Origin of the sequence: Paraburkholderia caffeinitolerans (genome assembly GCF_902859945.1) — a bacterium.
Lineage (GTDB): Bacteria > Pseudomonadota > Gammaproteobacteria > Burkholderiales > Burkholderiaceae > Paraburkholderia > Paraburkholderia caffeinitolerans.
Genome location: NZ_CADIKL010000047.1, coordinates 1 through 22,169, shown reverse-complemented (window position 1 = coordinate 22,169; position 22,169 = coordinate 1). Strand labels below are relative to the sequence as shown.

Below are 22,169 nucleotides of genomic sequence, written 5' to 3'. Positions count from 1 at the left end.
GGGTATGGCGCCTGCGAAGCATGCGCATTGGATAGCGTGCTTGCTCAGCGCTCGGGCGGCGCGAGATGCTCCATTTTTTCTTCTGCATAGAGCACGTAGATGAGTTCGAGCATGCGGCGCACATCCTCGGATTCGTCGAGCATGCGCGTACTCATGATGATGGGCGAAACGAGCTTGGCATCGTCGAGATCCTTATACGACACGTCATCGCGCTTGAGGCCGTAGACGCTGCTCGGCACGATCGAAATGCCTTCGCCGGCCGCCACGAGCCCGAGTGCGATCTGCAGTTCGCGCGCCTCATAAATGTGTTGGGGTTCGAGCGCGCGATCGTGAAAAGCCGCGAGCACCTGGTCGGCGTAACTGGGGCGCGGGTGCTTCGGGTAAATGATGATGGTCTCGTTGACGAGTTCGCGCAGCGAAAGCGTTGGTCTGGCGGCGACGAGCGGATGCCCGAGCGGCAGCGCCACGATCAGGCGTTCCTCGCGCAGCACCACACGGCGAATGCTCGGATCCTCCAGACGAATGCGCCCGAACCCCACGTCGATGCGGCCTTCCTTTAGCGCCTTGATCTGGTCCGTCGTGGACATTTCGATGAGGCTCAATTCGACCTCACTATTCTCCTGACGATAGCGCCGGATGATCTTCGGTAGCATGCCGTAAAGCGTCGAGCCGACAAAGCCCACCGAAAGACTGCGCTCGATCTTGCCCACGCGCCGCGTCATGGACTCCAGCTCGGCCGTCTGCGCGAGCAGTTGCACTGCGTGCTGATAAAAGAATCGACCAGTATCCGTGAGCTTGAGCGGGCGCGAGTCGCGCTCGAAAAGTTGCACGCCCAGCATCTCCTCGAGCTGCTGGATCTGCCGCGAAAGCGGCGGCTGGGCAATGTGCAGCCGCTGGGCGGCGCGCGTGAAATTGCGCTCTTCGGCCACGGCCACGAAGTAACGCAGGTGTCTTAGCTCCATGTTCATACCTGCCGGATATGATCCCGATACTAATTCAGTGTTGGACGCGCCTGCTGCCGCCAAACTATGCTTCTCTCACAGCATTCGCCGCGATTGATTATACCTTCGGAGCATGAAAACTCCGGTCCGATTGAAGCGGCGAGAAATGCCCGAGACATTTCCCCTGAAGATAAAGAAGTGGAGACAGTAGCCATGAGCGCGAAGGTATTCGACACCCAGGAAGTGCAAGACCTGCTGAAAGCAGCCACCAACCTTGGCGGCGCGAACGGCAATCCCCGCTTCAAGCAGATTCTCAACCGTTTGCTCGGCGATTTGTTCAAAGCCATCGACGATCTCGACATTTCGCCCGATGAAGTCTGGACCGGCATTCACTATCTGAACAAGCTTGGCAAGGACGGCGAGGCCGCGCTCCTGGCTGCGGGTCTTGGTCTGGAGAAGTACCTGGACATTCGCATGGACGCGGCGGACAAGGCTGCCGGCATCGAAGGCGGCACGCCGCGCACCATCGAAGGTCCGCTGTATGTGGCCGGCGCAACCTTGCGCGATGGCGTTTCGAAAATCGACATCAATCCGGATGCGGACGCAGGCCCGCTGATCATCCACGGCACGGTTACCGGTCCGGATGGCGAGCCGGTTGCCGGCGCAGTGGTGGAATGCTGGCACGCCAACTCGAAGGGCTTTTATTCGCACTTCGACCCGACTGGCGCGCAAACCGACTTCAACCTGCGCGGCGCGGTAAAGACCGGCGCCGACGGCAAGTACGAATTCCGCACGCTGATGCCGGTGGGCTACGGCTGTCCTCCCCAGGGCGCGACCCAGCAACTCCTCGACGAAATTGCCCGTCACGGAAATCGTCCCGCGCACGTGCACTTCTTCGTCAGTAGCGACAGCCATCGCAAGCTCACGACGCAATTCAATATCGAAGGCGATCCGCTGATCTGGGACGACTTCGCCTACGCCACGCGTGAGGAACTGATTCCTCACGTCGTTGAGAAAACCGGCGGTGCGGCGTTGGGCCTGAAGGCCGACACGTACAAGGACATCGAGTTCAACCTCGCGCTGACCACCCTGGTGGAAGGCAAGGACAACCAGATCGTCAATCGCCCGCGCGTCTCAGCCGCCGCGTAAGCCTGCAACAACCCGCTGTGACGGTGGCCGGATAACTCTGCCGCCACAGCGGGATCCCGCAAAAATCATTCGATACCGATGCGCGAGTTCTGTGCAGGGGCCAGTTCGCGTCCACGGAGAGGAACCATGTCCGCCATTATCGACAAAGCCAACGAACTGGATCATCTGCTCGCTACCGCGGTGCAGGACGACAAAGAGGCCGGTATATTCCGTTGCCGCCGCGATATCTTCACCAACGCCGAATTGTTCGAGCTGGAGATGAAACACATCTTCGAGCGCAACTGGGTGTACCTCGCGCACGAAAGCCAGATTCCGAACAACAACGATTACTACACCACGTGGATTGGACGGCAGCCCGTGGTCATCACGCGCGACAAGACTGGCGAGCTGAATGCCGTCATCAATGCCTGTGCGCACAAGGGTGCGATGCTGTGCCGGCGCAAGCACGGCAACAAGGGCAGCTTTACGTGTCCGTTCCACGGCTGGACCTTTTCCAATACCGGCAAGCTGCTGAAGGTAAAAGACGAACGGACCACCGAATATCCCGTGCAATTCAATACGCACGGCTCGCATGATTTGAAAAAGGTTGCGCGTTTCCAGAATTACCGTGGCTTCCTGTTCGGCAGTCTCAATGCAGATGCTGTGCCGCTCGAAGACTACCTGGGTGAAGCCCGCGTGATCATCGACCAGATTGTCGACCAGGCTCCGGAAGGTCTGGAAGTGCTGCGCGGCAATTCCTCGTACATCTACGAAGGCAACTGGAAGATGCAGATGGAGAACGGTTGCGATGGCTATCACGTCAGCACCGTGCACTGGAACTACGCCGCGACCATGGGACGCCGCAAGGAAGAAGGCACCCAGGCCGTGGACGCGAATAGCTGGAGCAAATCCGTGGCCGGCGTCTATGGCTTCGACTATGGACACATCCTGCTGTGGACGCAAACGATGAATCCCGAAGTGCGGCCGGTTTATCGCCAACGCGACGAAATCAAGGCGCGCGTGGGCGAGGTGAAGGCGGACTTCATCGTCAATCAGACTCGCAATCTCTGCCTGTATCCGAATGTGTTCCTGATGGACCAGTTCAGCACACAGATTCGTGTGGTGCGTCCGATCAGCGTGGATAAAACCGAAGTCTCCATCTTCTGCTTTGCGCCGAAGGGCGAGAGCGCTGCCGACCGCGCGACGCGCATTCGCCAGTACGAAGACTTCTTCAACGTCTCCGGCATGGGGACCGCCGACGACCTGGAAGAATTCCGCGCGTGCCAGAACGGCTACGCCGGCATTACGGCAATGTGGAACGACCTGTCGCGCGGTGCGCCGTTGTGGGTCGAAGGTGCGGACGACAACGCGAACAAGATGGGGCTGAAGCCGCTCATCTCGGGCGAGCGCAGCGAAGACGAAGGGTTGTTCGTGTGTCAGCACGAATACTGGGTGCGCGTGATGCGTGACGCGCTGAAAAAGGAACAGGAAGGGGCGCAGGCATGAGCTTCGAATATCGGAAAATTTGCGCTGCGCTCTACCGTGAAGCGCGACTCCTGGACGACCGTCAGTGGGACGAATGGCTCGCCTGTTATACGGACGACGTCACCTACTGGATGCCCGCCTGGGACGACGACGACCAGTTGACCGACGACCACGAAAGCCAGATCTCGCTGATGTATTACCCCGACAAAGGCGGGCTCGAGGATCGCGTGTTTCGCATCAAGACCGAGCGCAGCGGCGCTTCGACGCCCGAGCCACGCACCAGTCACAACGTTACGAATGTGGAAGTGCTGGACGAGCGCGAAAACGAAGTGGACGTGCGCTACAACTTTCACACGCTGAGCCACCGCTACAAAGTGAACGATCAGTATTTCGGCACGATGTTCGTGACCTTGCGTAAGGCTGGCGACGACTTGTTGATTGCATACAAGAAGATCGTGCTGAAGAACGACTATATCCGGCAGGTTCTCGACATCTACCACGTTTGACGTCGAGCCAGAATCCATCAGAGACAGGTATCAGAGGCAGTGGAGGAGGTTCCCATGTCCAGTTTCAAGGTTGCACTGAATTTCGAGGACGGCGTTACCCGTTTCATCGACTGTAAAGCGGGTGAGAAGGTGCTCGACGCTGCCTTTCGCGCGAAGATCAATCTCCCGATGGATTGCTCGGACGGCGTATGCGGTACCTGCAAGTGCCGCGCGGAGAGCGGCAGCTACGATCTCGGCGACGATTACATCGAAGATGCGCTGACCGAAGACGAAAAAGACGGCGGCCTCGTGCTGACCTGCCAGATGGTGCCGCAAAGCGATTGCGTGATTGCGGTTCCCACTTCGTCGTCCGCATGCAAGACGGGGCACGCCAAATTCGCGGCGACCGTATCGAAAGTCCAGCAGCACAACGATGCAGCCGTCGTGCTCGAAATGAATGTGGATGCGAACGCGCCGGTGTTCTTGCCCGGGCAGTACGTGAACATCGACGTTCCCGGCAGTGGGCAGCATCGCTCGTATTCGTTTTCATCGGCGCCGGGCGAAGCGAAGATCAGTTTCCTCATCAAGAAGATTCCCGGCGGCGTAATGAGCACGTGGCTGGAATCGGCTAAGCCTGGCGAGAAGCTGGAGTTGCATGGGCCGCTCGGCAGTTTTTATCTGCGCGACTTGCAGCGGCCGTTGCTGTTCCTTGCTGGCGGCACGGGCCTCGCGCCGTTCCTTTCCATGCTCGAAGTGCTGGCGCGCACGAACCCGCAGCAGAAGGTGCATCTGATTTACGGCGTCACGCGCGATCTCGATCTGGTGCAGGTGGAGGAGGTCGAGGCGTATGTGGCGAAGCTGCCGAATTTCAGCTTTGCGACGGTCGTGGCCGAAGCGGAATCGAATCATCCGCGCAAGGGCTGGGTCACGCAGCACATTCCGGCCGATGCGCTGAACGACGGCGATGTCGACGTGTACTTGTGCGGGCCGCCGCCGATGGTCGACGCCGTGCGCAAGTATTTCGACGACGAAGGCGTGAAGCCAAACAGCTTCCACTACGAGAAGTTCACTCCCAACGCACCGGCGAAGGCGGCTTGAACATGCAACGATTCACAGACAAGGTCATCGTTGTCACCGGCGCCGCGCAGGGCATTGGGCGGGGCGTGGCGCTGCGTGCGGCCGCCGAGGGTGGCAAGGTCGTGTTCGTCGATCGCGCCGATTTCGTTTCCGAAGTTGCTGCCGAGGCTGAAGGCGCGCAGACCGCGGGATTCGTCGCCGACCTGGAGACCTACGAAGGCGCGCAGGCAACCATGGCGTTTGCTGCCGAGAAATTCGGCGGCATCGACATCCTGATCAACGGTGTGGGCGGCGCGATTCGCATGCGCCCGTTCGCCGAATTCGAGCCGGCGCAGATCGATGCCGAAATTCGCCGCTCGCTGATGCCCACGCTGTATGCGTGCCATGCGGTGCTGCCGCATTTGCTCGCGCGGGGCGGCGGAACCATCGTCAACGTTTCGTCGAACGCCACGCGCGGCATTCGTCGCGTGCCGTACTCGGCGGCCAAGGGCGGCGTCAACGCACTAACCCAGGCGCTGGCCATGGAATACGGCGAGTACAATATTCGGGTGGTTGCGAGCGCCCCGGGCGGCACCCGTGCGCCTGCCCGCCGGGTTCCGCGCAATGCGGCCGGCGACACCGAGCAGGAGCAGGCGTGGACGAACGAAGCGGTGCAGCAGGTGACCGAATCGACGTTCTTCAAGCGCTACGGCACGCTCGAAGAACAGATCGCTCCGATCCTTTTCCTGGCATCGGACGAAGCCAGCTACATTACCGGCGCCGTGTTGCCGGTCGCGGGTGGAGACAACGGCTAATCGATGAACCCCATGCGTCAACTGATAAAGGATTGCTCACTGCCGGCTGTGCTTGCCGGATGCATCGCCACGCTTATTTCGTTCGCCGGGCCGCTCGTCATCGTGTTCCAGGCGGCGCAAGGCTTGCCCCATGCGCTGCTTGAGTCATGGGTGTGGACGATCGCGGTGGGCTCCGGCGTGCTCGGCATCGTGCTGTCGTTGCGCTACAAGGTGCCGGTGGTTATCGCGTGGTCGGCGCCAGGTTCGGCGCTGCTGATTTCGCTGCTGCCCACCGTCGATTATGCGGCGGCGGTCGGTGCGTATCTCGCCGCAAGCCTCGTGATTTGTCTCGTGGGTGTCACGGGAACGTTCGACAAGATCGTTTCCAGGCTGCCAGCGGGCATTTCGGCGGCGATGCTGGCGGGCATTCTGTTCGGTTTCACCTCGAAGCTATTCGTTGTGTTGCCCGCGCAGCCGGTGCTGGTCGGCTCGATGTTTATCGCGTTCTTTATCGGCCGTCGCGCGTTCCCGCGCTATGCCGTGGTTGGCGTGCTATTGGTCGGTGCATTGATCTCGGTCGCGGGCGGAAAGCTCACCGGCCACGCGCCGTCTCTGCAACTCACGAGCCCCGTCTGGACCACGCCGCGTTTCGACTGGCAGGCCATCGTCAACATCTCGTTGCCGTTGGTGGTGGTCGCGCTCACGGGGCAGTGGGTGCCGGGCATGGCAGTGATGCGCAATGCGGGTTACACGCAGCCAACGGCTGGGCCGGTCATTGCATGGTCGTCGGCGGCCTCCGCCTTGCTTGCGCCGTTTGGTTGCCATGGTCTGAATCTGGCCGCTATCACAGCGGCCATTTGCACGGGCCACGAGGCGCATGAAGATCCAAACAAGCGCTACGTCGCCGGGGTCTCGGGCGGCGTGCTCTATATCGTTCTTGGCGCTATCGCCGCGACGGTGCTCTCGCTGTTTGCCATGTTGCCGAAGGAGTTGATTGCCGCGTTAGCGGGGCTTGCGCTGTTCCCGACTGTCGCGAGCGCATTGGCTGCATCGATGGCCGATGCCGGCGAGCGCGACGCCGCGCTGGTCACGTTCATTGTGTCGGCATCGGGCATGTCGCTGTTCGGATTGGGCGCGGCTTTTTGGGGGCTGCTGTTCGGTCTCGCGGCGCATGCATTGCTGCGATGGAAGTATGTACGCCAATCCGGCGTGAGCATGATTCAGAAATGAACCAGAGGCACAGCGCGCACGGCGAAGCGTTATTTGCGCGAAACTAGTTGAAATTTTCAACTAGTTAACTATACTCCCATGCGTCACCGGTCTTGCCGGTGCGCGCCATGGGAGTATGCGCTTGTCTACAGGACTCTATTCCGGTTTTCTCACTTTCAGGCTCGATCTCGCGAGCGCGCTTCTGAGCGAGCGCGCCAATGCGGTTTACCGCGAGCGCTGGGGGCTCGACGTGCGCGCGCTGCGCGTGCTGAGGCTCGTTTGCGCCGAAGCCGGCATCACCCCCAAGGCCGTCTCGCAGCGTGCCTTGATCGAAAAGACCCTGCTCTCGAAGACGCTGGCCGAACTGGAGGCGCGCGGCCTGATCGGCCGCGATACGCATGCCCAGGATCGCCGCAGCGTCGCACTGAGCGGCACGCCCGAAGGCGTCAAGGTGGCGAAGGCATCGGCGAAGGTCGGGGCCGCGCTCGAAGCCGAACTCTCGGCTGCACTCACGCTCAGCGAGCGCAAGACGCTCGACCGCCTGCTGGAAAAACTTTCGGATAATTTGCTGGAGAGCGCCACCGGCGCAACCTGACACGCCGCCTACAAGGAGTGACACATGCCCAATCTGGCCTCATCGTTCGCATCTGGCATCGACGCGCTTTTGCCCGAGCTTGAATCGCTCTATAAGGATCTGCACGCGCATCCTGAACTTTCGATGCAGGAGTTCCGCACCGCGCAAATCGTGGCCGATTACCTGGAAAAGCTCGGCTTGGAAGTCGCGCGCGAAGTGGGCGTAACCGGCGTGGTGGCGCTGCTGCGCAACGGCGAGGGGCCGGTCGTGATGCTGCGCGCCGACATGGACGCGCTGCCCGTGACCGAGGCCACCGGTCTGCCCTACGCGAGCAAGGTTACTGTAAAGGACGAGGACGGCATGCACGTGGGCGTCGCGCATGCGTGCGGCCACGACATGCACGTGACCTGGCTGCTGGGCGCCGCGCGTCTGATGGCGGAGCACCGCGACGCCTGGCGCGGCACGCTCATGGCCGTGTTCCAGCCCGGCGAGGAAGTAGGGCGCGGCGCGCGCAGCATGGTCGACGACGGCATGATCGCGCGCTTTCCGAAGCCCGACGTCATTCTTGGCCAGCACGTGATGGTGGGCTCGGCGGGCACAGTCGGGTATCGCAGCGGCACGATTCTCTCGGCCGGTGACAGCATCAAGGTCAAACTCTTCGGCCGCGGCTCGCATGGTTCGCAGCCGCAGACGTCGATCGATCCCGTGATCATGGCGGCGTCCACCACGCTGCGCCTGCAGACCATCGTTTCGCGCGAGATCGCGCCGAGCGATACCGCCGTGCTCACGATCGGCTCATTGCAGGCGGGCACGAAGGAAAACATCATTCCCAACGACGCCACGCTCAAGCTCAATGTGCGCACCTACGACGAGGACGTGCGCGAATACATGCTCGGCGCGATCCGCCGCATTTGCTGCGCGGAATGCGCGGCCTCGAATGCGCCGCGCGAGCCTGAATTCACGCCGATCTCGAGCTTTCCGCTTACCGTGAACGACGACGCCACCACCGCGCGCCTGCGCACGGCGTTCGAAGCGCACTTCGGCGAGCGCGCTTACGAAACGAAGCCTGCGGCGGCCAGCGAGGACTTCAGCGTGTTTGGCCGCGAATGGGGCGTGCCTTACGCCTTCTGGTTCGTCGGCGGCACCGATCCCGAGATCTACGCGAAGGCCAAAGCGGCGAAGAAGATCAACGAGATCCCGAGCAATCACTCGCCGTTGTTCGCACCGGTTATCGACACGACGCTGCGCTCCGGGATCGAAGCGATGCTGTGCGCCGCCGGCGCGTGGCTTGGCCACGAGAATCAGCGCGAACGCAAAATCGGACAGGAAAGCGAGGCAGCGTGAGCGCAGCACTGGGCGCGCACGTCGGCGCGCATATGAACGCCCATACGGCGTACACGGTCCTCGATCTGGTCGGCACCTTCGCATTCGCGATCTCGGGCGCCGTGGCCGCGCGGCAGCGGCGGCTCGATCTGTTCGGCATCATCGTCGTGACCTTTATGGTGGCGTGCGGCGGCGGCATCGTGCGCGATGTCAGCATCGGTGCGATTCCGCCAGCGGGGCTGTCCAACTGGGCGTATCTGGCGGTGTCGCTGCTCGCGGCGGCGCTCACCATTGCCGCCTATCCGAAAGTGCGGCGGCTGCGCCATCCGGTGCTGTTCTTCGATGCGATCGGGTTAGGGCTGTTCGCGGTATCGGGTGCCCAGAAGGCGTGGATCTGGACCAATAGCGCAGAAACGGCGATCCTGCTCGGCATGGTGAGCGCGGTGGGCGGCGGCGTGCTGCGCGATATTCTGCTCTCGCGCGTTCCGGCGATTCTGGAGCGCGAGATCTATGCGTCGGCAGCGCTGCTGGGCGCGGCGTTGCAGGTCGGGTTCAACGTTGCCGAGTGGTCGTCGGTCTGGACACCATGGGTCGCGACCGTGGCCTGCGTGGCGCTGCGGCTCGCGGCGTTGTACTTCGGCTGGCGCTTGCCTGTGTTTCATACGCGTGAAGGCGCGAAGCGCTCACATTCACCCGCAAATCCAACCGACGATCGGCACAACTGACGATAGCGTTCAAGATGGCGGATGAAGCGCGGCAGTCTATGCCGGATTTCATCACGGAGCGCAGCAAAAAAGCATTCGCCTCAATTACGCGCTATATTTTTCCAGACGCAGCGCGACTGGATCAGCTTGCATTGAACGATGCCTTGCCCCAGGTGCCGCGTGAATCCCGGCGGAGGCTGAGTTGAAACGACCCCCACGCTCGCTTCGCTCGCTGCCCCCCGAGGGGGCGCTCAGCCTCCTTGGGGCGGCCCGGCGGAGGCTGAGTTGAAACGAACGCAACTAGGCGCGTGCGTCCTGCTCGCAGCCAGCACGGCTGCTTCGGCACAATCGAGCGTGACGCTGTACGGCCGCGTCGACGGCGGCATTGAATACCTGAACCATATCGCCAACGGCACGGGCGGCAGTTCGAGCCGCTGGAGCGCGGAGGGCGGCGATTGGGGCACCAGCATGTTCGGCCTCAAAGGCACCGAGGATCTGGGCGGCGGCACCAGCGCGCTATTCGACCTCGAAACGGCGGTGCAGATCATGAACGGCACTACGGGTGGCGGCCGGATGTTCTCGCGCCGCGCCTACGTCGGCATGAAGAACGAAACGTGGGGCCAGTTGCAGGCGGGCCGCAATCTCTTCATCGACAGTGACGGCGTGTGGGAATTCGATCCGTTCGTGCAGCAGGCCGTGTCATCGGCTTCGCTCGTGCGCGGCCGCAACTGGCAGCAGACCAGCAACAACGTCGAATATCACAGCCCTGTCTGGCACGGCTTCGACGTGCAAGGCCAATATGCGTTCGGCAATCAGCCGGGCGCCTGGAACAGCGGCGCACCGGGCGAGTTCGGCCGCTCGGACGGCATCATGCTCTCGTATCACTCGTCGCTCTTCGACGTGCGCGGCATCTACGACGAGTTGCGCGATCAGAACGGCCGTCTTTCCAACATCTTCACTGCGTCGCGCGAGTATTTCGCGGGCGGCAATCTGCGCGTGCAGAAGTTCAAGATTCAGGCCGCCTACACGCACTATTCAGCGCCCGACTCGCCCGTGGGTGTGGCGCATAGCGCCGACCACTACTGGCTGGGCGCGACTTACCAGGCCACGCCGCGCTGGGCCGTGACAGCCGCGGGATTCTATATTCACGTGGGCGAGGGTAGTGGCGATGCGGCGCACGATCCGTCGAGCCACGCCATGCTCTACGCGCTCGGGACGACTTACAACCTGAGCGCACGCACCTTCCTTTACGGCACCGTTGCGTACGTGAACAACAGCAAGAACGGCACCTTCTCGGTGTTCGCCACGCCGCGCGATTCGAGCTCGCCCACGAGCCCGATGGCCGGTGAGTCGCAAACCGGTGCGTACGTCGGCATGATGCACGTATTCTGATCAAGAGCGGTGAAAGCGGCGCCCTCAAACGGAGGTAGAGACCATCATGTCCAGGCAACCGACATCGTCGACGTCGCTGGGGTTCATCGGCGGCATTACGCTAGTTTTCACCGCGCTTACAGCGCTCTATCTGCTGATCGGCGGCGCATGGCTGCTTTCGCTCGGTGGCTCGGCGTACTACGTCGTGACCGGCGTTGTGCTGCTTGGTGTGACGTGGCTGCTGTACCGGCGCCGTCCCGCCGCGCTCGTACTCTATGCGCTCGTGCTGGTGGGCACGGCACTCTGGTCGCTGTGGGAGTCGGGGCCCGACTTCTGGGCGCTCGCGCCGCGCTCCGGCGTGCTGGTCGTCTTCGGCGTGTGGCTGCTGCTGCTCGTGAGCTGGCGTCTCGAAGGCGCGAAGAAGGGCGGTGTGAGCGCGCTCGTGGCTGCGCTCGTGATCTGGGCGGGCGTGCTGGTCTACGCGTGCTTCAACGATCCACAGACGATCAACGGCTCGTTCGGCGCTTCGGCGGGCACGACGCCTGCTGCGAATCCCGACGGCATCGATCCTGCCGACTGGCCGGCCTACGGTCGTACTCAGGAAGGCACGCGCTATTCGCCGCTGCAACAGATCACGCCGGAAAACGTGAAGAACCTGCAGGTGGCCTGGACCTTCCGCACGGGCGACACGAAAGGGCCAAACGATCCGGTTGAGATCACCAATGAGGTCACGCCGCTGAAGATCGGCAATCTGCTCTATCTGTGCTCGCCGCACCAGAAGATTTTCGCGCTCGACGCGCAGTCGGGTGAGCTCAAGTGGACATTCGATCCGAAGCTGCAAGCCGATCCGTCGTTCCAGCACGTGACTTGCCGCGGCGTGTCGTATATCGATCTCGCGACAAACGGCGCGTGCGCGCGCCGCGTCCTGCTGCCCGTGAACGACGGCCACCTCTACGCGCTCGACGCCATCACGGGCGAGCGCTGCGCGGGCTTCGGCAACAACGGCGACCTCGACCTGCAGCATGCCATGCCGGTCAAGACGCCGGGCATGTACGAGCCCACCTCGCCGCCGGTCGTCACGAACAAGGTGATCGTCGTGGCGGGCGCGGTGGAGGACAACTTCTCGAACCGCGAGCCGTCGGGCGTGATCCGCGGCTTCGACGTGCGCACGGGCGAACTGCTCTGGGTGTTCGACACGGGCGCGGAGGATCCGAACAAGATTCCGGGCCCGGGCGAGCATTACACGTGGAATTCGCCGAACTCGTGGGCGCCCGCCGCCTACGACGCAAAGCTCGACATCGTCTATCTGCCGATGGGCGTGAGGACGCCGGACATCTGGGGCGGCGACCGCACGCCGCTGATGGAGCGCTACGCGAGCGGCATCCTGGCGCTGCACGTCGCCACGGGCAAGCTCGCCTGGTTCTACCAGACCGCTCACCACGATCTGTGGGACATGGACATGCCCTCGCAGCCCACGCTCGACGACATCACCGACAAGGACGGCAAGACCGTGCCGGTGGTGTACGGCCCTGCGAAGACGGGCAACCTGTTCGTGCTCGACCGCCGCACCGGCGAGCCCGTCGTGCCGGCGCCTGAAATGCCGGTGCCGCAGGGCGCGGCGCCCGGCGACCACGTCGCGCCGACGCAGCCGTTCTCCGAGCTCACGTTCCGCCCGAAGAACCTGCTCACCGACGCCGACATGTGGGGCGCGACGATGTACGACCAGCTCGTGTGCCGCGTGATGTTCCACAAGCTGCGCTACGAAGGCACCTTCACGCCGCCTTCGCTGCAAGGCACGCTCGTGTTTCCGGGCAACCTCGGGATGTTCGAGTGGGGCGGCATTGCCGTCGACACGGACCGCCAGATCGCCATCGCCAACCCGATCGCGCTGCCGTTCGTCTCCCGGCTGATCCCGCGTGGTCCGGGCAACCCGCAGGAGCCGGAGCCGGGCGCCAAGGGCAGCGGCACGGAGTCGGGCATCCAGCCGCAATACGGCGTGCCCTATGGCGTGACGCTCAACCCGTTCCTCTCGCCGTTCGGTCTGCCGTGCAAGCAGCCGGCATGGGGCTACATGGCCGCGATCGATCTGAAGACCAACGAGATCGTGTGGAAGAAGCGTATCGGCACGGTGCGTGACAGCTCGCCGATCCCGCTGCCGTTCAAGATGGGCATGCCGATGCTGGGCGGCCCGATCGTCACGGCGGGCGGCGTGGCGTTCATCGGCGCGACGGCGGACAACTATATCCGCGCGTTCGACGTGAACACCGGCAAGGAGATCTGGCGCGCCCGTCTGCCGGCAGGCGGCCAGGCCACGCCGATGAGCTATTCGGTCAACGGGCGGCAGTATGTGGTGATCGCTGCGGGCGGGCACGGCTCGTTCGGCACGAAGCTCGGCGACTACGTGATCGCCTACGCGTTGCCGCAGTAACGCGTGCGATTTCGTCCTCGCTTTTGCGAACGGAGCGCGCCGCGAGGCGCGCTCGTTGCGTTCGTCTCGCTCTTTGTGCTGGCGGCACACGTGAGGGACGCGCATGCCCAAAGCACCGTCACGCTCTACGGCTTGCTCGACACGAGCATCGAAATCACCAACCCCGGCGCGGGCTACGTCGCGCGCATGGACTCGGGCGCGTATCGCGGTTCGCGCGTGGGCCTGCGCGGAGCCGAGGACATCGGCAACGGCGTGCAGATTCTGTTCGCTCTGGAGAACGGCTTCGGCTCGAACGATGGCACGTTCGCGGTGAACAATACGATCTTCAACCGCCAGGCGTGGATCGGCTTGGGCACGTCGTACGGCACGCTACGCGTGGGCCGCCAGTACTCGCCCATTTATATTCCGTTCAAGGGCGGGCTCGACGCGTTCGGTGCGGGCACCATCGCCTCGGGACTCAACAATCTCTCGAAGATCACACCGTACGTGAGCAATGCCATCACGTACCTTTCGCCCGAATTCCACGGTTTCTCGACGACGCTCATGACCGCGCTGCGCAATGCAGGCGATGGCGATGGCAACGGCATCGCCGGAAACATCGAAACCTTTGCGTACCACAACGGCCCATTCCGCATTTCATACGCGCACCAGCAAACGCACGGTAACGGCGCGCTACGCGCGAATCTCGGCGGCGTTTCGTACGTGTACGGCCCGCTCACGGGTTTTGTCTCGTTCTTCAACGGCGACGGCGGCGCGCCGCGCTATCACAACGATGGCGTGTCAGTGTCGGCGCGCTACGCGGTGAGCGCGCGTTTTCGCGCTTCGCTGGGCTACACGTATATGCGCGACCGCTCCGGCGGCGATAATGACGCCGACCAGTTCAGCGCGGCGTGCGAGTACGACGTCTCGAAGCGCGTTTTGCTTTACGCGAGCGCGGGCTGGCTGCGCAATTATGGGCAAGGCGAAATGACGCTGCGCGGCGTGAGCGTCATCGGTCTCCCGCCATCGTGGCCGGGCGCGACGGTGCGCGGCGTGCAGATCGGGATGATCGACTGGTTCTAGTCAAGCTAAACCAGTGACGAGACAGGCCGGGCGTTGCGCGCCTAGCCAAGCTCGAACGAAAAGTCGAGGCCCACTGCCGGCCGCCTGCGCCCATAGCCGCCGTCGATGAAAGGCATCACGCGCGGCGGCGGCGTCTTCGACTGTCCGGACGAATCGAGTTGGGGAATGCCGAGATTGTCGACCTTGGCGCTGTCGATGACGTTGCGCGCGGCCTTGGCCGAAACGCTGGAGCCGTTGAAAAACGCGCCACTGAGCGCGCCGCCCGTGGCGCCGACTTCCTGCGCTTGGGCAAGCGCCGGGGCCAATAGCGCTACGCACGCGATCATCGCGCACAGCGTCAATTGCCTCGTATTGCTAAACGAATCCACCGCTTGTCTCCTGAAAGCCGGGAAGCGCTGGCAGCAGGCTGCTCCGGCAGATTCGACTTTACGACGGCAGTATACGAATCCATTAATCGAAATACAGTCATTTTTAGGCGCTAATTGTCGCTTTATTACAACCCGTATTCGACCCCGTAAATCGAACAGCACACCGCCAAATGTGGCCCTGAAAATGCTGCATTGCGGCGCATAACACCGTTCAACAACACTGGGCAATGCGGACATCCCGGCGCTTTCCAGCGCGCGGCCGGTGCATAATGGACTCCCCGCCGATGCAGTCCATGGCCGTCCTTCCTGGAGTCCGCCATGCAAGTGAGAAACGAGGAATTCGTCACCCATCTGCTCTCCGATCTCGTGGAATTCGCACGTGGGCGTTTACCCGAACCCACCTTCCAGATCGTCGAACCCTTTCTACGGCATTACTACGACTTCGTCGACGCAGAAGACCTGCGCAGCCGCAGCGTGGCCGATCTCTACGGCGCTGCCATGGCGCACTGGCAGGCGGCGCAGCGCTTCGTGCCCGGCAGCGAGCGCATGCGGGTCTACAACCCGATCCTCGAGCAGCACGGCTGGCACTCCGACCACACCGTGATCGAGATCGTCAACGATGACATGCCGTTTCTTGTCGACTCGGTCTCCATGGCCGTCAACAAGCTCGGGCTCGCGCTGCATTCGGTGATGCACCCCGTGTTTCGCGTCTGGCGCGGCCAGGACGGCGCGATCGTGCGGGTAGACGTAGGCGGCGCGGGCACGGACGACGGACAATCGCAGCTCGCCTCGTTCATTCATTTCGAAGTCGACCGCTGCGGCGATGCAGCAAAACTCGATGAATTACGCGGCTCCATCGGCAAAGTGCTAGGCGATGTGCGCGCGGCGGTCGAGGACTGGCCAAAGATCGTCGAGGTGGCGCGCGCCACGATCAAGACGATGAAGGCGCGCGAGAGCAGCGCCGAAGACGTCGAATCGCGCGCGTTTCTCGAATGGATGGCCGCCGACCATTTCACGTTCCTTGGCCAGCGCGACTACGCGCTGGTCGAGCAGGGCGACGGCTTCGCCCTGCGCGGCGTGGAGGGCTCGGGCCTCGGCATTCTGCGCGAGTCGCTGCGCGCGCCCGGCACGCCCGACACTACGCCGTTGCCCAGCGCAGCAACGGAAATCATCACGGGCGCGTGGCCTATCTTCCTGACCAAGGCGAATTCGCGCGCGACCGTGCATCGTCCCGGCTATCTCGACTATGCGGGCGTGAAGCTCGTGGGGCCTGACGGCAAGGTATGCGGCGAGCGGCGCTTCGTGGGGCTCTACACCTCCACGGCCTATATGGTCTCCAGTTCTGAAATTCCGATCGTGCGCCGCAAGTGCGCGAACATCGTGCGGCGCGCGGGTTTCCTGCCCAAAGGGCATCTCGGCAAATCGCTCGTCACGGTGCTCGAAACGTGGCCGCGCGACGAACTCTTCCAGGCCGACGAAGACGACCTTTTCGACGTCGCCATGGGCGTATTGCGCTTGCAGGAGCATCAGCGCACGCGCCTGTTCGTGCGGCGCGACCGCTTCGGCCGTTTCGTGTCCTGCCTCGTATATGTTTCGCGCGACAAGTACAACACGGATCTGCGCCTGCGCGTTGCCAATCTGCTCAAGGAAGCATTCAACGGCGAATCGGTGGAATTCACGCCGCTACTTTCCGAATCGGCTCTCGCGCGTATTCATTTCGTAGTCCATGCGAAAACCGGCACGATGCCGGAAGTGGACACACGCGAGCTGGAGGCGCGGCTCGTGCAGGTCACGCGGCGCTGGCAGGACGATCTGGCCGACGCTTTGCTTGACGCATTTGGCGAAGAGCAGGGCACGCGGCTCCTGCACCGTTACGCCGATTCGTTTCCCGCCGGCTATCGTGACGACTACCCGGCGCGCACGGCGGTGCGCGACATCGAGTTGATCGAGCGCGTGCAGGGCACGGAGCGCATTGCCATGAATCTCTACCGGCCCATTGAAGCCGGGCCGCGTGCGTTCCGTTTCAAGGTGTACCGCACGGGCGAAGCCATCGCGTTGTCGCGCAGCCTGCCGATGCTCGAGCATCTGGGCGTGCGCGTAGATGAAGAGCGTCCGTACATCATCGCATCGCCGGGCTGCGAACCCGCGTGGGTGCACGACTTCGGCCTCGAACTCGCCGACGATGCCGAGTTCGACATCGAACGCGTGAAAGACCTGTTCGAAGACGCATTCGATGCCGTGTGGAGCGCGCGCATCGAGAACGACGACTTCAATCGCCTCGTACTGCGCGCGTATTTGAGCGCACGTGAAGTCACTATTCTGCGTGCGTATGCGAAGTATCTGCGCCAGGTGGGATCGACGTTCAGCGACGCCTATATCGAGCGCGCACTCACTGGCAACCCGGCCATTGCGCGCCAGCTGGTCGAGCTGTTCGTTATCCGCTTCGACCCAGCAGCGGGCGAAGCGGGTGAAGCGCGCGAGGCACGCACTGAGCGTGCGCTAAAGGCCATCGAAAGCGCGCTCGATCAGGTGCCCAATCTCGACGAAGACCGCATTCTCAGGCAATTTCTCGGCGTCATCAACGCAACGCAGCGCACCAACTATTACCGTCGCGAAGCGGACGGCTCACTGCTTCCATCGCTGTCGTTCAAGTTCAATCCGGCCAAGGTGCCCGGGCTGCCCGAGCCCAAGCCAATGTTCGAGATCTGGGTCTACTCGCCGCGCGTGGAAGGCGTGCACCTGCGTGGCGGGCGCGTCGCGCGCGGCGGCCTGCGCTGGTCCGACCGGCGCGAGGACTTCCGCACTGAAGTGCTCGGCCTCATGAAGGCGCAGATGGTGAAGAACGTGGTGATCGTGCCGGTGGGCTCGAAGGGCGGCTTCGTGGTGAAAAATCCGCCATCGCCTACCGACCGCGAAGCGTGGATGCGCGAGGGCGTGGCGTGCTATCAGACCTTCCTGCGCGGCTTGCTCGATCTCACCGACAACCTCGTGAACAACGCGATCATGCCACCGCCCGATGTGGTGCGCCACGACCCCGACGATCCCTATCTGGTGGTTGCGGCGGACAAGGGCACGGCGACCTTCTCCGATTACGCGAACGCGATTTCACACGAGTATGGCTTCTGGCTGGACGACGCCTTTGCTTCGGGCGGCTCGGTAGGCTATGACCACAAGAAAATGGCGATCACCGCGCGCGGCGCGTGGGAGTCGGTCAAGCGGCACTTCCGCGAAATGGGCGTCGATACGCAGACGACCGATTTCACGGTGGTCGGCGTCGGCGACATGTCGGGCGACGTTTTCGGCAACGGCATGCTGCTCTCGCCGCATATCAAGCTCATTGCTGCATTCGATCATCGGCACATCTTTCTCGATCCCAATCCCGATCCGGCAACGAGCTTCGCGGAACGTAGCCGGCTCTTCGCGCTCGAGCGCTCGAGCTGGGCCGACTACGATCCCTCGGCCATATCGGCAGGCGGCGGCGTGTTCGCGCGCTCCGTGAAGACCATTCCGCTTTCGTCCGCCGTGCAGAGCGCGCTCGGCATCGAAGCGGCCTCGCTCGCGCCGACCGAATTGATTCGCGCAATCTTGCTCGCGCCGGTCGATCTGCTCTACAACGGCGGCATTGGCACCTATGTGAAGGCCGTGCGCGAAACCCACGCTCAGGTGGGCGACAAGGCGAACGACGCGGTGCGCGTGAACGGCGCGGAACTGCGCTGCAAGGTGGTGGGCGAGGGCGGCAACCTGGGCGTCACGCAGTTTGGCCGCATCGAATTCGCCCAGCGCGGCGGGCGTATCAATACCGACGCCATAGACAATTCGGCAGGCGTCGACTGTTCGGACCACGAAGTCAACATCAAGATTCTGCTCGGCCTCGTGGTGGCCGATGGCGAGATGACGATGAAGCAGCGCAACACGCTGCTCGCCGACATGACCGACGAAGTCGGGCTGCTCGTGCTCAGCGACAACTATTACCAGACCCAGGCACTCTCGATCGCGGGCCGCTACAGCACGGAACTGCTCGACGCGGAAACGCGGCTCATGCGCTGGCTCGAACGCGCGGGCCGCCTGAACCGCGCGATCGAGTTCCTGCCCACCGACGACGAAATCGCGGAGCGTCAGGGCGCGAAGCTCGGCCTCACGTCGCCCGAGCGCGCCGTGCTGCTCGCCTACAGCAAGATGTGGCTCTACGATGCGCTGCTCGAATCGGACGTGCCGGAAGATCCGCTCGTCGCCAACTTGTTGATCGACTATTTTCCGAAGCCGCTGCAACAGCGCTTCAGCGAGCCGATGCAGCGCCACCCGCTGCGTCGCGAGATTCTCGCGACCCACCTGACGAACGCGCTCGTGAACCGCGTGGGCTGCGCATTCGTGCATCGACTGATGGAAGAATCTGACGTGCTGCCAGGCGACATCGTGCGCGCCTGCATCATGGCGCGGGACGTGTTCGACCTGACCGATGTGTGGCGCGACATCGACGCGCTCGACAACCGCGTGCCCGACGACGTGCAGGCGCGCATGTTCGTCGACGTTGCGAGGCTGCTGGAGCGCGCTGCGCTCTGGTTCTTGCGGCATTTGCAGGCTGGCGCGGTGGACAGCGAGGGCGCGCTGCTCGCGCGTTGCCGCGATGCGGCGCAGCGGCTCGCGCCGCAATTGCCGACGCTGCTGCCGGCCAGCGATCTCGAAGCGTTGTCGGTACGCCAGGCGGAGCTCGTGAACGCGGGTGTGGAGAGCGCGTTGGCGGTGCGTGTGGCGAGCGGTGAAATTTCCATCGCACTGCTCGATATCGCCGATGTGGCGGCGGCATGTGATCGACCGCTCGAGCACGTGGCTGCAGCGTATTTTGCGCTGGATATGCGCCTGAACTACGGCTGGATCAGCGAGCGCGCGGCGGCGCTGCCCACGCCCACGCATTGGGACACGATGGCGCGCGCGGCCGCGCTTGCGGAGGTGGCGCGCCTCAAGTGCGCGCTCACCACCAACGCGCTCGCCGCCGCGCCCGAGACCACCGATGCACAAGCACTCGTGGATGCCTGGTGCGAACAGCACGAGGCGGCGCTCGCCCGCTACGAGCACCTGCTTACGGAGTTGCGTGCGACGAGCGGCGTGAGCCTTTCCGTTCTGCTGGTGATCGTGCGCGCAATGGCGGCGCTGGAACGGCCTTGAGGTGCAGGGCGTCGCGCGGGAACCGCTTGTTCAATGGCGGGGCGGTTCCCGTACCTGGATAATGCGAGGATTCGCATTGCGTCAGTAAACTAAAAGATCACGCTAGCGGACTCGACAGTCCGGTGCGAGGCGCAATCATGACACCCGATCCCTCGGCGATCGATCAGGCCAGTCTGAACCTGGTGCCGATGTTCGGCCTGCTTATCGGTGGGCTCGCGCTCTTCCTGCTCGGGCTGCAATTCATGACCGGCGGCTTCAAGGCCATCGCCGGCTCGAGACTCCAGGCATTGATCGGCATCCTCACGGCCAACCGGTTTCGTGGCGTACTGGCCGGCGCGTTGGTGACGGCGGTGTTGAATTCGTCCACGATCACCACCGTATTGTTGGTCGGATTCGTCTCCGCGGGCTTGATGACCTTGGCCCAGTCGGTTCCGATGATCATGGGCGCGAACATCGGCTCGACCGTCACTGCGCAAATCATTGCATTCGACGTTTCGAAACTGACGCCGTTCATGCTGGCCATTGGTTTTGCCCTGTATGCGTTCGGCAAGCGCGAACTGATTCGCAGAGTCGGCGAAGTGGTGATGGGGCTCGGGCTCCTATTTCTTGGCATCGAATTTATGGGCGACGCCACGCGGCCGTTGCGAACGTACCCGCCGTTCATCGACGCGATGCAAAACATGGAGCACCCGTTGTTGGGCATTCTCGCGGGCGCCATTTTTACAGCGATCGTGCAAAGCTCCGCCGCCACGCTTGCCATCGTCATTGCGCTCGGCGCACAGGGGCTGATGCCGCTCGATGCGGGCATCGCACTAATCCTGGGCGCCAACGTGGGCACTTGCGGAACCGCGTTGCTTGCCTCGATCGGCAAATCCACCGAGGCGATTCAGGTTGGCGTGGTGCACCTCATATTCAACGTTCTCGGTGTTCTGTTTTGGGCCTTTTTTATTCCGCAAATGGCCGACCTGGCCCGCTTCGTTTCCCCTGCATACCCTGAATTGCACGGTGTTGCCCGGCTGGCTGCAGAAACACCGCGTCAGGTCGCCAACACGCACACGATATTCAGCGTGGCCAACACCTTGGTGCTGATCTGGTTCTCGGGAGGGATCGCGCGGTTGGCGAGAATGATCGTGCGCTCGCGCGAACCTGAAACGAAGCCGATCGGCAATCCTGCTTACCTCGACGAAACGTCCATGGCCGTACCATCGCTTGGACTTCAGCGCGTTCGTCTGGAGGTGATCCGGCTGGGCGATGAGGTCGTCGGGATCGTGCGCGACGGCGCCCATGTGGTGGTGAGCGGGTCGATTGAAGAGATCAATGCGTTGCTGGAGCGGGACAAGGAAGCGGACCGGCTCTCGGCGGAAATTCTGCATTACATTGGGCAGCTTTCGAAGACCGAGCACTCGGAAGAAGAGGGACGGTGGATGGTGGGTTTTACGCAGATCGTCACGAGTCTTGAGAGCGTCGGCGACCTTATTGGCACCAATCTGATGGCGGTAAGCCAGCAGCGGTTGACTGAGCAAATCGAACTCACGCGGCTGAACGATGTTGCGAACTCGCGTTTTGCGGAAGTCGTCGTGGAGAATCTGGGTGCGGTTATCGCGGCGATTGGCGGGCCCGATGCGGATGCGGCGTCTCGCGATGCCGGAACGAAGGCCGAGATCAAGGCGCTTGCCGTACAGGCTCGACAAGGTGTTCTCGGCGATCTGGATCTGGCGCAGAAGTCAGCGGTGCTGGATTATCAATTGGCCGTTGATATGATCGAGCTATATAGGCAGATTGCGCGGCTGTCTCGAGGGATGGCGAAGGTCGTTGGGGAGATGCAGGGAAAATAGGAGATTGTGCGGGCGGGCTCCTTTCCATCTTTGATTTTACATAAGACAAATTATCGAAGTTTTTGGTGTTACGGCTTTTTTGAAATGTCCGGTTCTGGCTCATTAGAAATGTCCGATTCCTGCCCTGGTTGAAGCGCACGCTCACGCGAGGCGTCGACCAGGGGCGAACCATGAACGGACGTGAGCTGATCACGGCAAGCATGCGCGAACTCGAGCGGGTCAAGGTCATCGAGGCGGTCGTTG

General features: G+C 62.8%; 16 protein-coding genes. 14 read left to right on the top strand and 2 right to left on the bottom strand.

Annotation, left to right across the window (positions count from 1 at the left end):
* Positions 1 to 44: 44 nt before the first annotated feature.
* Complete coding sequence (locus HV773_RS31180) at positions 45 to 962, bottom strand: LysR family transcriptional regulator (protein WP_175197837.1); 918 nt, start codon at positions 960 to 962, stop codon at positions 45 to 47.
* Between the two features lie 192 nt (positions 963 to 1,154).
* Here HV773_RS31180 and catA point away from each other — a divergent pair, with 192 nt between their 5' ends.
* The 12 genes from catA to HV773_RS31120 all read left to right on the top strand — a co-directional run bounded on the left by catA (position 1,155) and on the right by HV773_RS31120 (position 14,560).
* Positions 1,155 to 2,090: a catechol 1,2-dioxygenase gene (gene catA, locus HV773_RS31175; RefSeq protein ID WP_175197836.1), complete on the top strand. Its 936-nt coding sequence runs from the start codon at positions 1,155 to 1,157 to the stop codon at positions 2,088 to 2,090.
* Between the two features lie 126 nt (positions 2,091 to 2,216).
* Positions 2,217 to 3,575: a Rieske 2Fe-2S domain-containing protein gene (locus HV773_RS31170; RefSeq protein WP_175197835.1), complete on the top strand. Its 1,359-nt coding sequence runs from the start codon at positions 2,217 to 2,219 to the stop codon at positions 3,573 to 3,575.
* Positions 3,572 to 4,060: a benzoate 1,2-dioxygenase small subunit gene (gene benB, locus HV773_RS31165; RefSeq protein WP_175197834.1), complete on the top strand. Its 489-nt coding sequence runs from the start codon at positions 3,572 to 3,574 to the stop codon at positions 4,058 to 4,060. Before HV773_RS31170 ends, benB begins: the two co-directional genes overlap by 4 nt.
* A gap of 54 nt (positions 4,061 to 4,114) precedes the next feature.
* Positions 4,115 to 5,137, top strand: a complete 1,023-nt coding sequence (benC, locus tag HV773_RS31160; RefSeq protein ID WP_175197833.1) for a benzoate 1,2-dioxygenase electron transfer component BenC — start codon at positions 4,115 to 4,117, stop codon at positions 5,135 to 5,137.
* Positions 5,138 to 5,139: 2 nt separating this feature from the next.
* The gene (gene benD / locus HV773_RS31155; RefSeq protein ID WP_175197832.1) at positions 5,140 to 5,910 is read left to right on the top strand and encodes a benzoate diol dehydrogenase BenD; all 771 of its coding nucleotides are present in this window, start codon (positions 5,140 to 5,142) and stop codon (positions 5,908 to 5,910) included.
* 12 nt (positions 5,911 to 5,922) lie between these two features.
* Complete coding sequence (locus HV773_RS31150; protein ID WP_175197831.1) at positions 5,923 to 7,119, top strand: benzoate/H(+) symporter BenE family transporter; 1,197 nt, start codon at positions 5,923 to 5,925, stop codon at positions 7,117 to 7,119.
* Positions 7,120 to 7,240: 121 nt separating this feature from the next.
* Positions 7,241 to 7,693 (top strand): MarR family winged helix-turn-helix transcriptional regulator, encoded by a 453-nt coding sequence (locus HV773_RS31145; RefSeq protein ID WP_246282532.1) that lies wholly within the window; start codon positions 7,241 to 7,243, stop codon positions 7,691 to 7,693.
* 24 nt (positions 7,694 to 7,717) lie between these two features.
* Positions 7,718 to 9,016: a M20 family metallopeptidase gene (locus tag HV773_RS31140; protein ID WP_175197829.1), complete on the top strand. Its 1,299-nt coding sequence runs from the start codon at positions 7,718 to 7,720 to the stop codon at positions 9,014 to 9,016.
* 32 nt (positions 9,017 to 9,048) lie between these two features.
* Positions 9,049 to 9,720: a trimeric intracellular cation channel family protein gene (locus tag HV773_RS31135; RefSeq protein ID WP_175197875.1), complete on the top strand. Its 672-nt coding sequence runs from the start codon at positions 9,049 to 9,051 to the stop codon at positions 9,718 to 9,720.
* 264 nt (positions 9,721 to 9,984) lie between these two features.
* Positions 9,985 to 11,091 (top strand): porin, encoded by a 1,107-nt coding sequence (locus HV773_RS31130; RefSeq protein WP_175197828.1) that lies wholly within the window; start codon positions 9,985 to 9,987, stop codon positions 11,089 to 11,091.
* Positions 11,092 to 11,137: 46 nt separating this feature from the next.
* Positions 11,138 to 13,498 carry a glucose/quinate/shikimate family membrane-bound PQQ-dependent dehydrogenase gene (locus HV773_RS31125; RefSeq protein WP_175197827.1) on the top strand — a complete coding sequence of 787 codons (2,361 nt, stop codon included), beginning with the start codon at positions 11,138 to 11,140 and terminating at the stop codon, positions 13,496 to 13,498.
* A gap of 3 nt (positions 13,499 to 13,501) precedes the next feature.
* A complete protein-coding gene (locus tag HV773_RS31120; protein ID WP_175197826.1) occupies positions 13,502 to 14,560 on the top strand; it encodes a porin in 1,059 nt (352 codons plus the stop codon).
* 41 nt (positions 14,561 to 14,601) lie between these two features.
* Here the strand turns inward: HV773_RS31120 and HV773_RS31115 are convergent, their stop codons facing one another.
* Positions 14,602 to 14,928 (bottom strand): hypothetical protein, encoded by a 327-nt coding sequence (locus HV773_RS31115; RefSeq protein WP_175197825.1) that lies wholly within the window; start codon positions 14,926 to 14,928, stop codon positions 14,602 to 14,604.
* Positions 14,929 to 15,246: 318 nt separating this feature from the next.
* On the opposite strand from HV773_RS31115, the gene HV773_RS31110 reads away from it, so the two are divergent.
* The gene (locus tag HV773_RS31110; protein WP_175197824.1) at positions 15,247 to 20,091 is read left to right on the top strand and encodes an NAD-glutamate dehydrogenase; all 4,845 of its coding nucleotides are present in this window, start codon (positions 15,247 to 15,249) and stop codon (positions 20,089 to 20,091) included.
* Positions 20,092 to 20,228: 137 nt separating this feature from the next.
* Complete coding sequence (locus HV773_RS31105) at positions 20,229 to 21,926, top strand: Na/Pi cotransporter family protein (RefSeq protein WP_175197823.1); 1,698 nt, start codon at positions 20,229 to 20,231, stop codon at positions 21,924 to 21,926.
* The last annotated feature ends 243 nt before the right edge of the window (positions 21,927 to 22,169 follow it).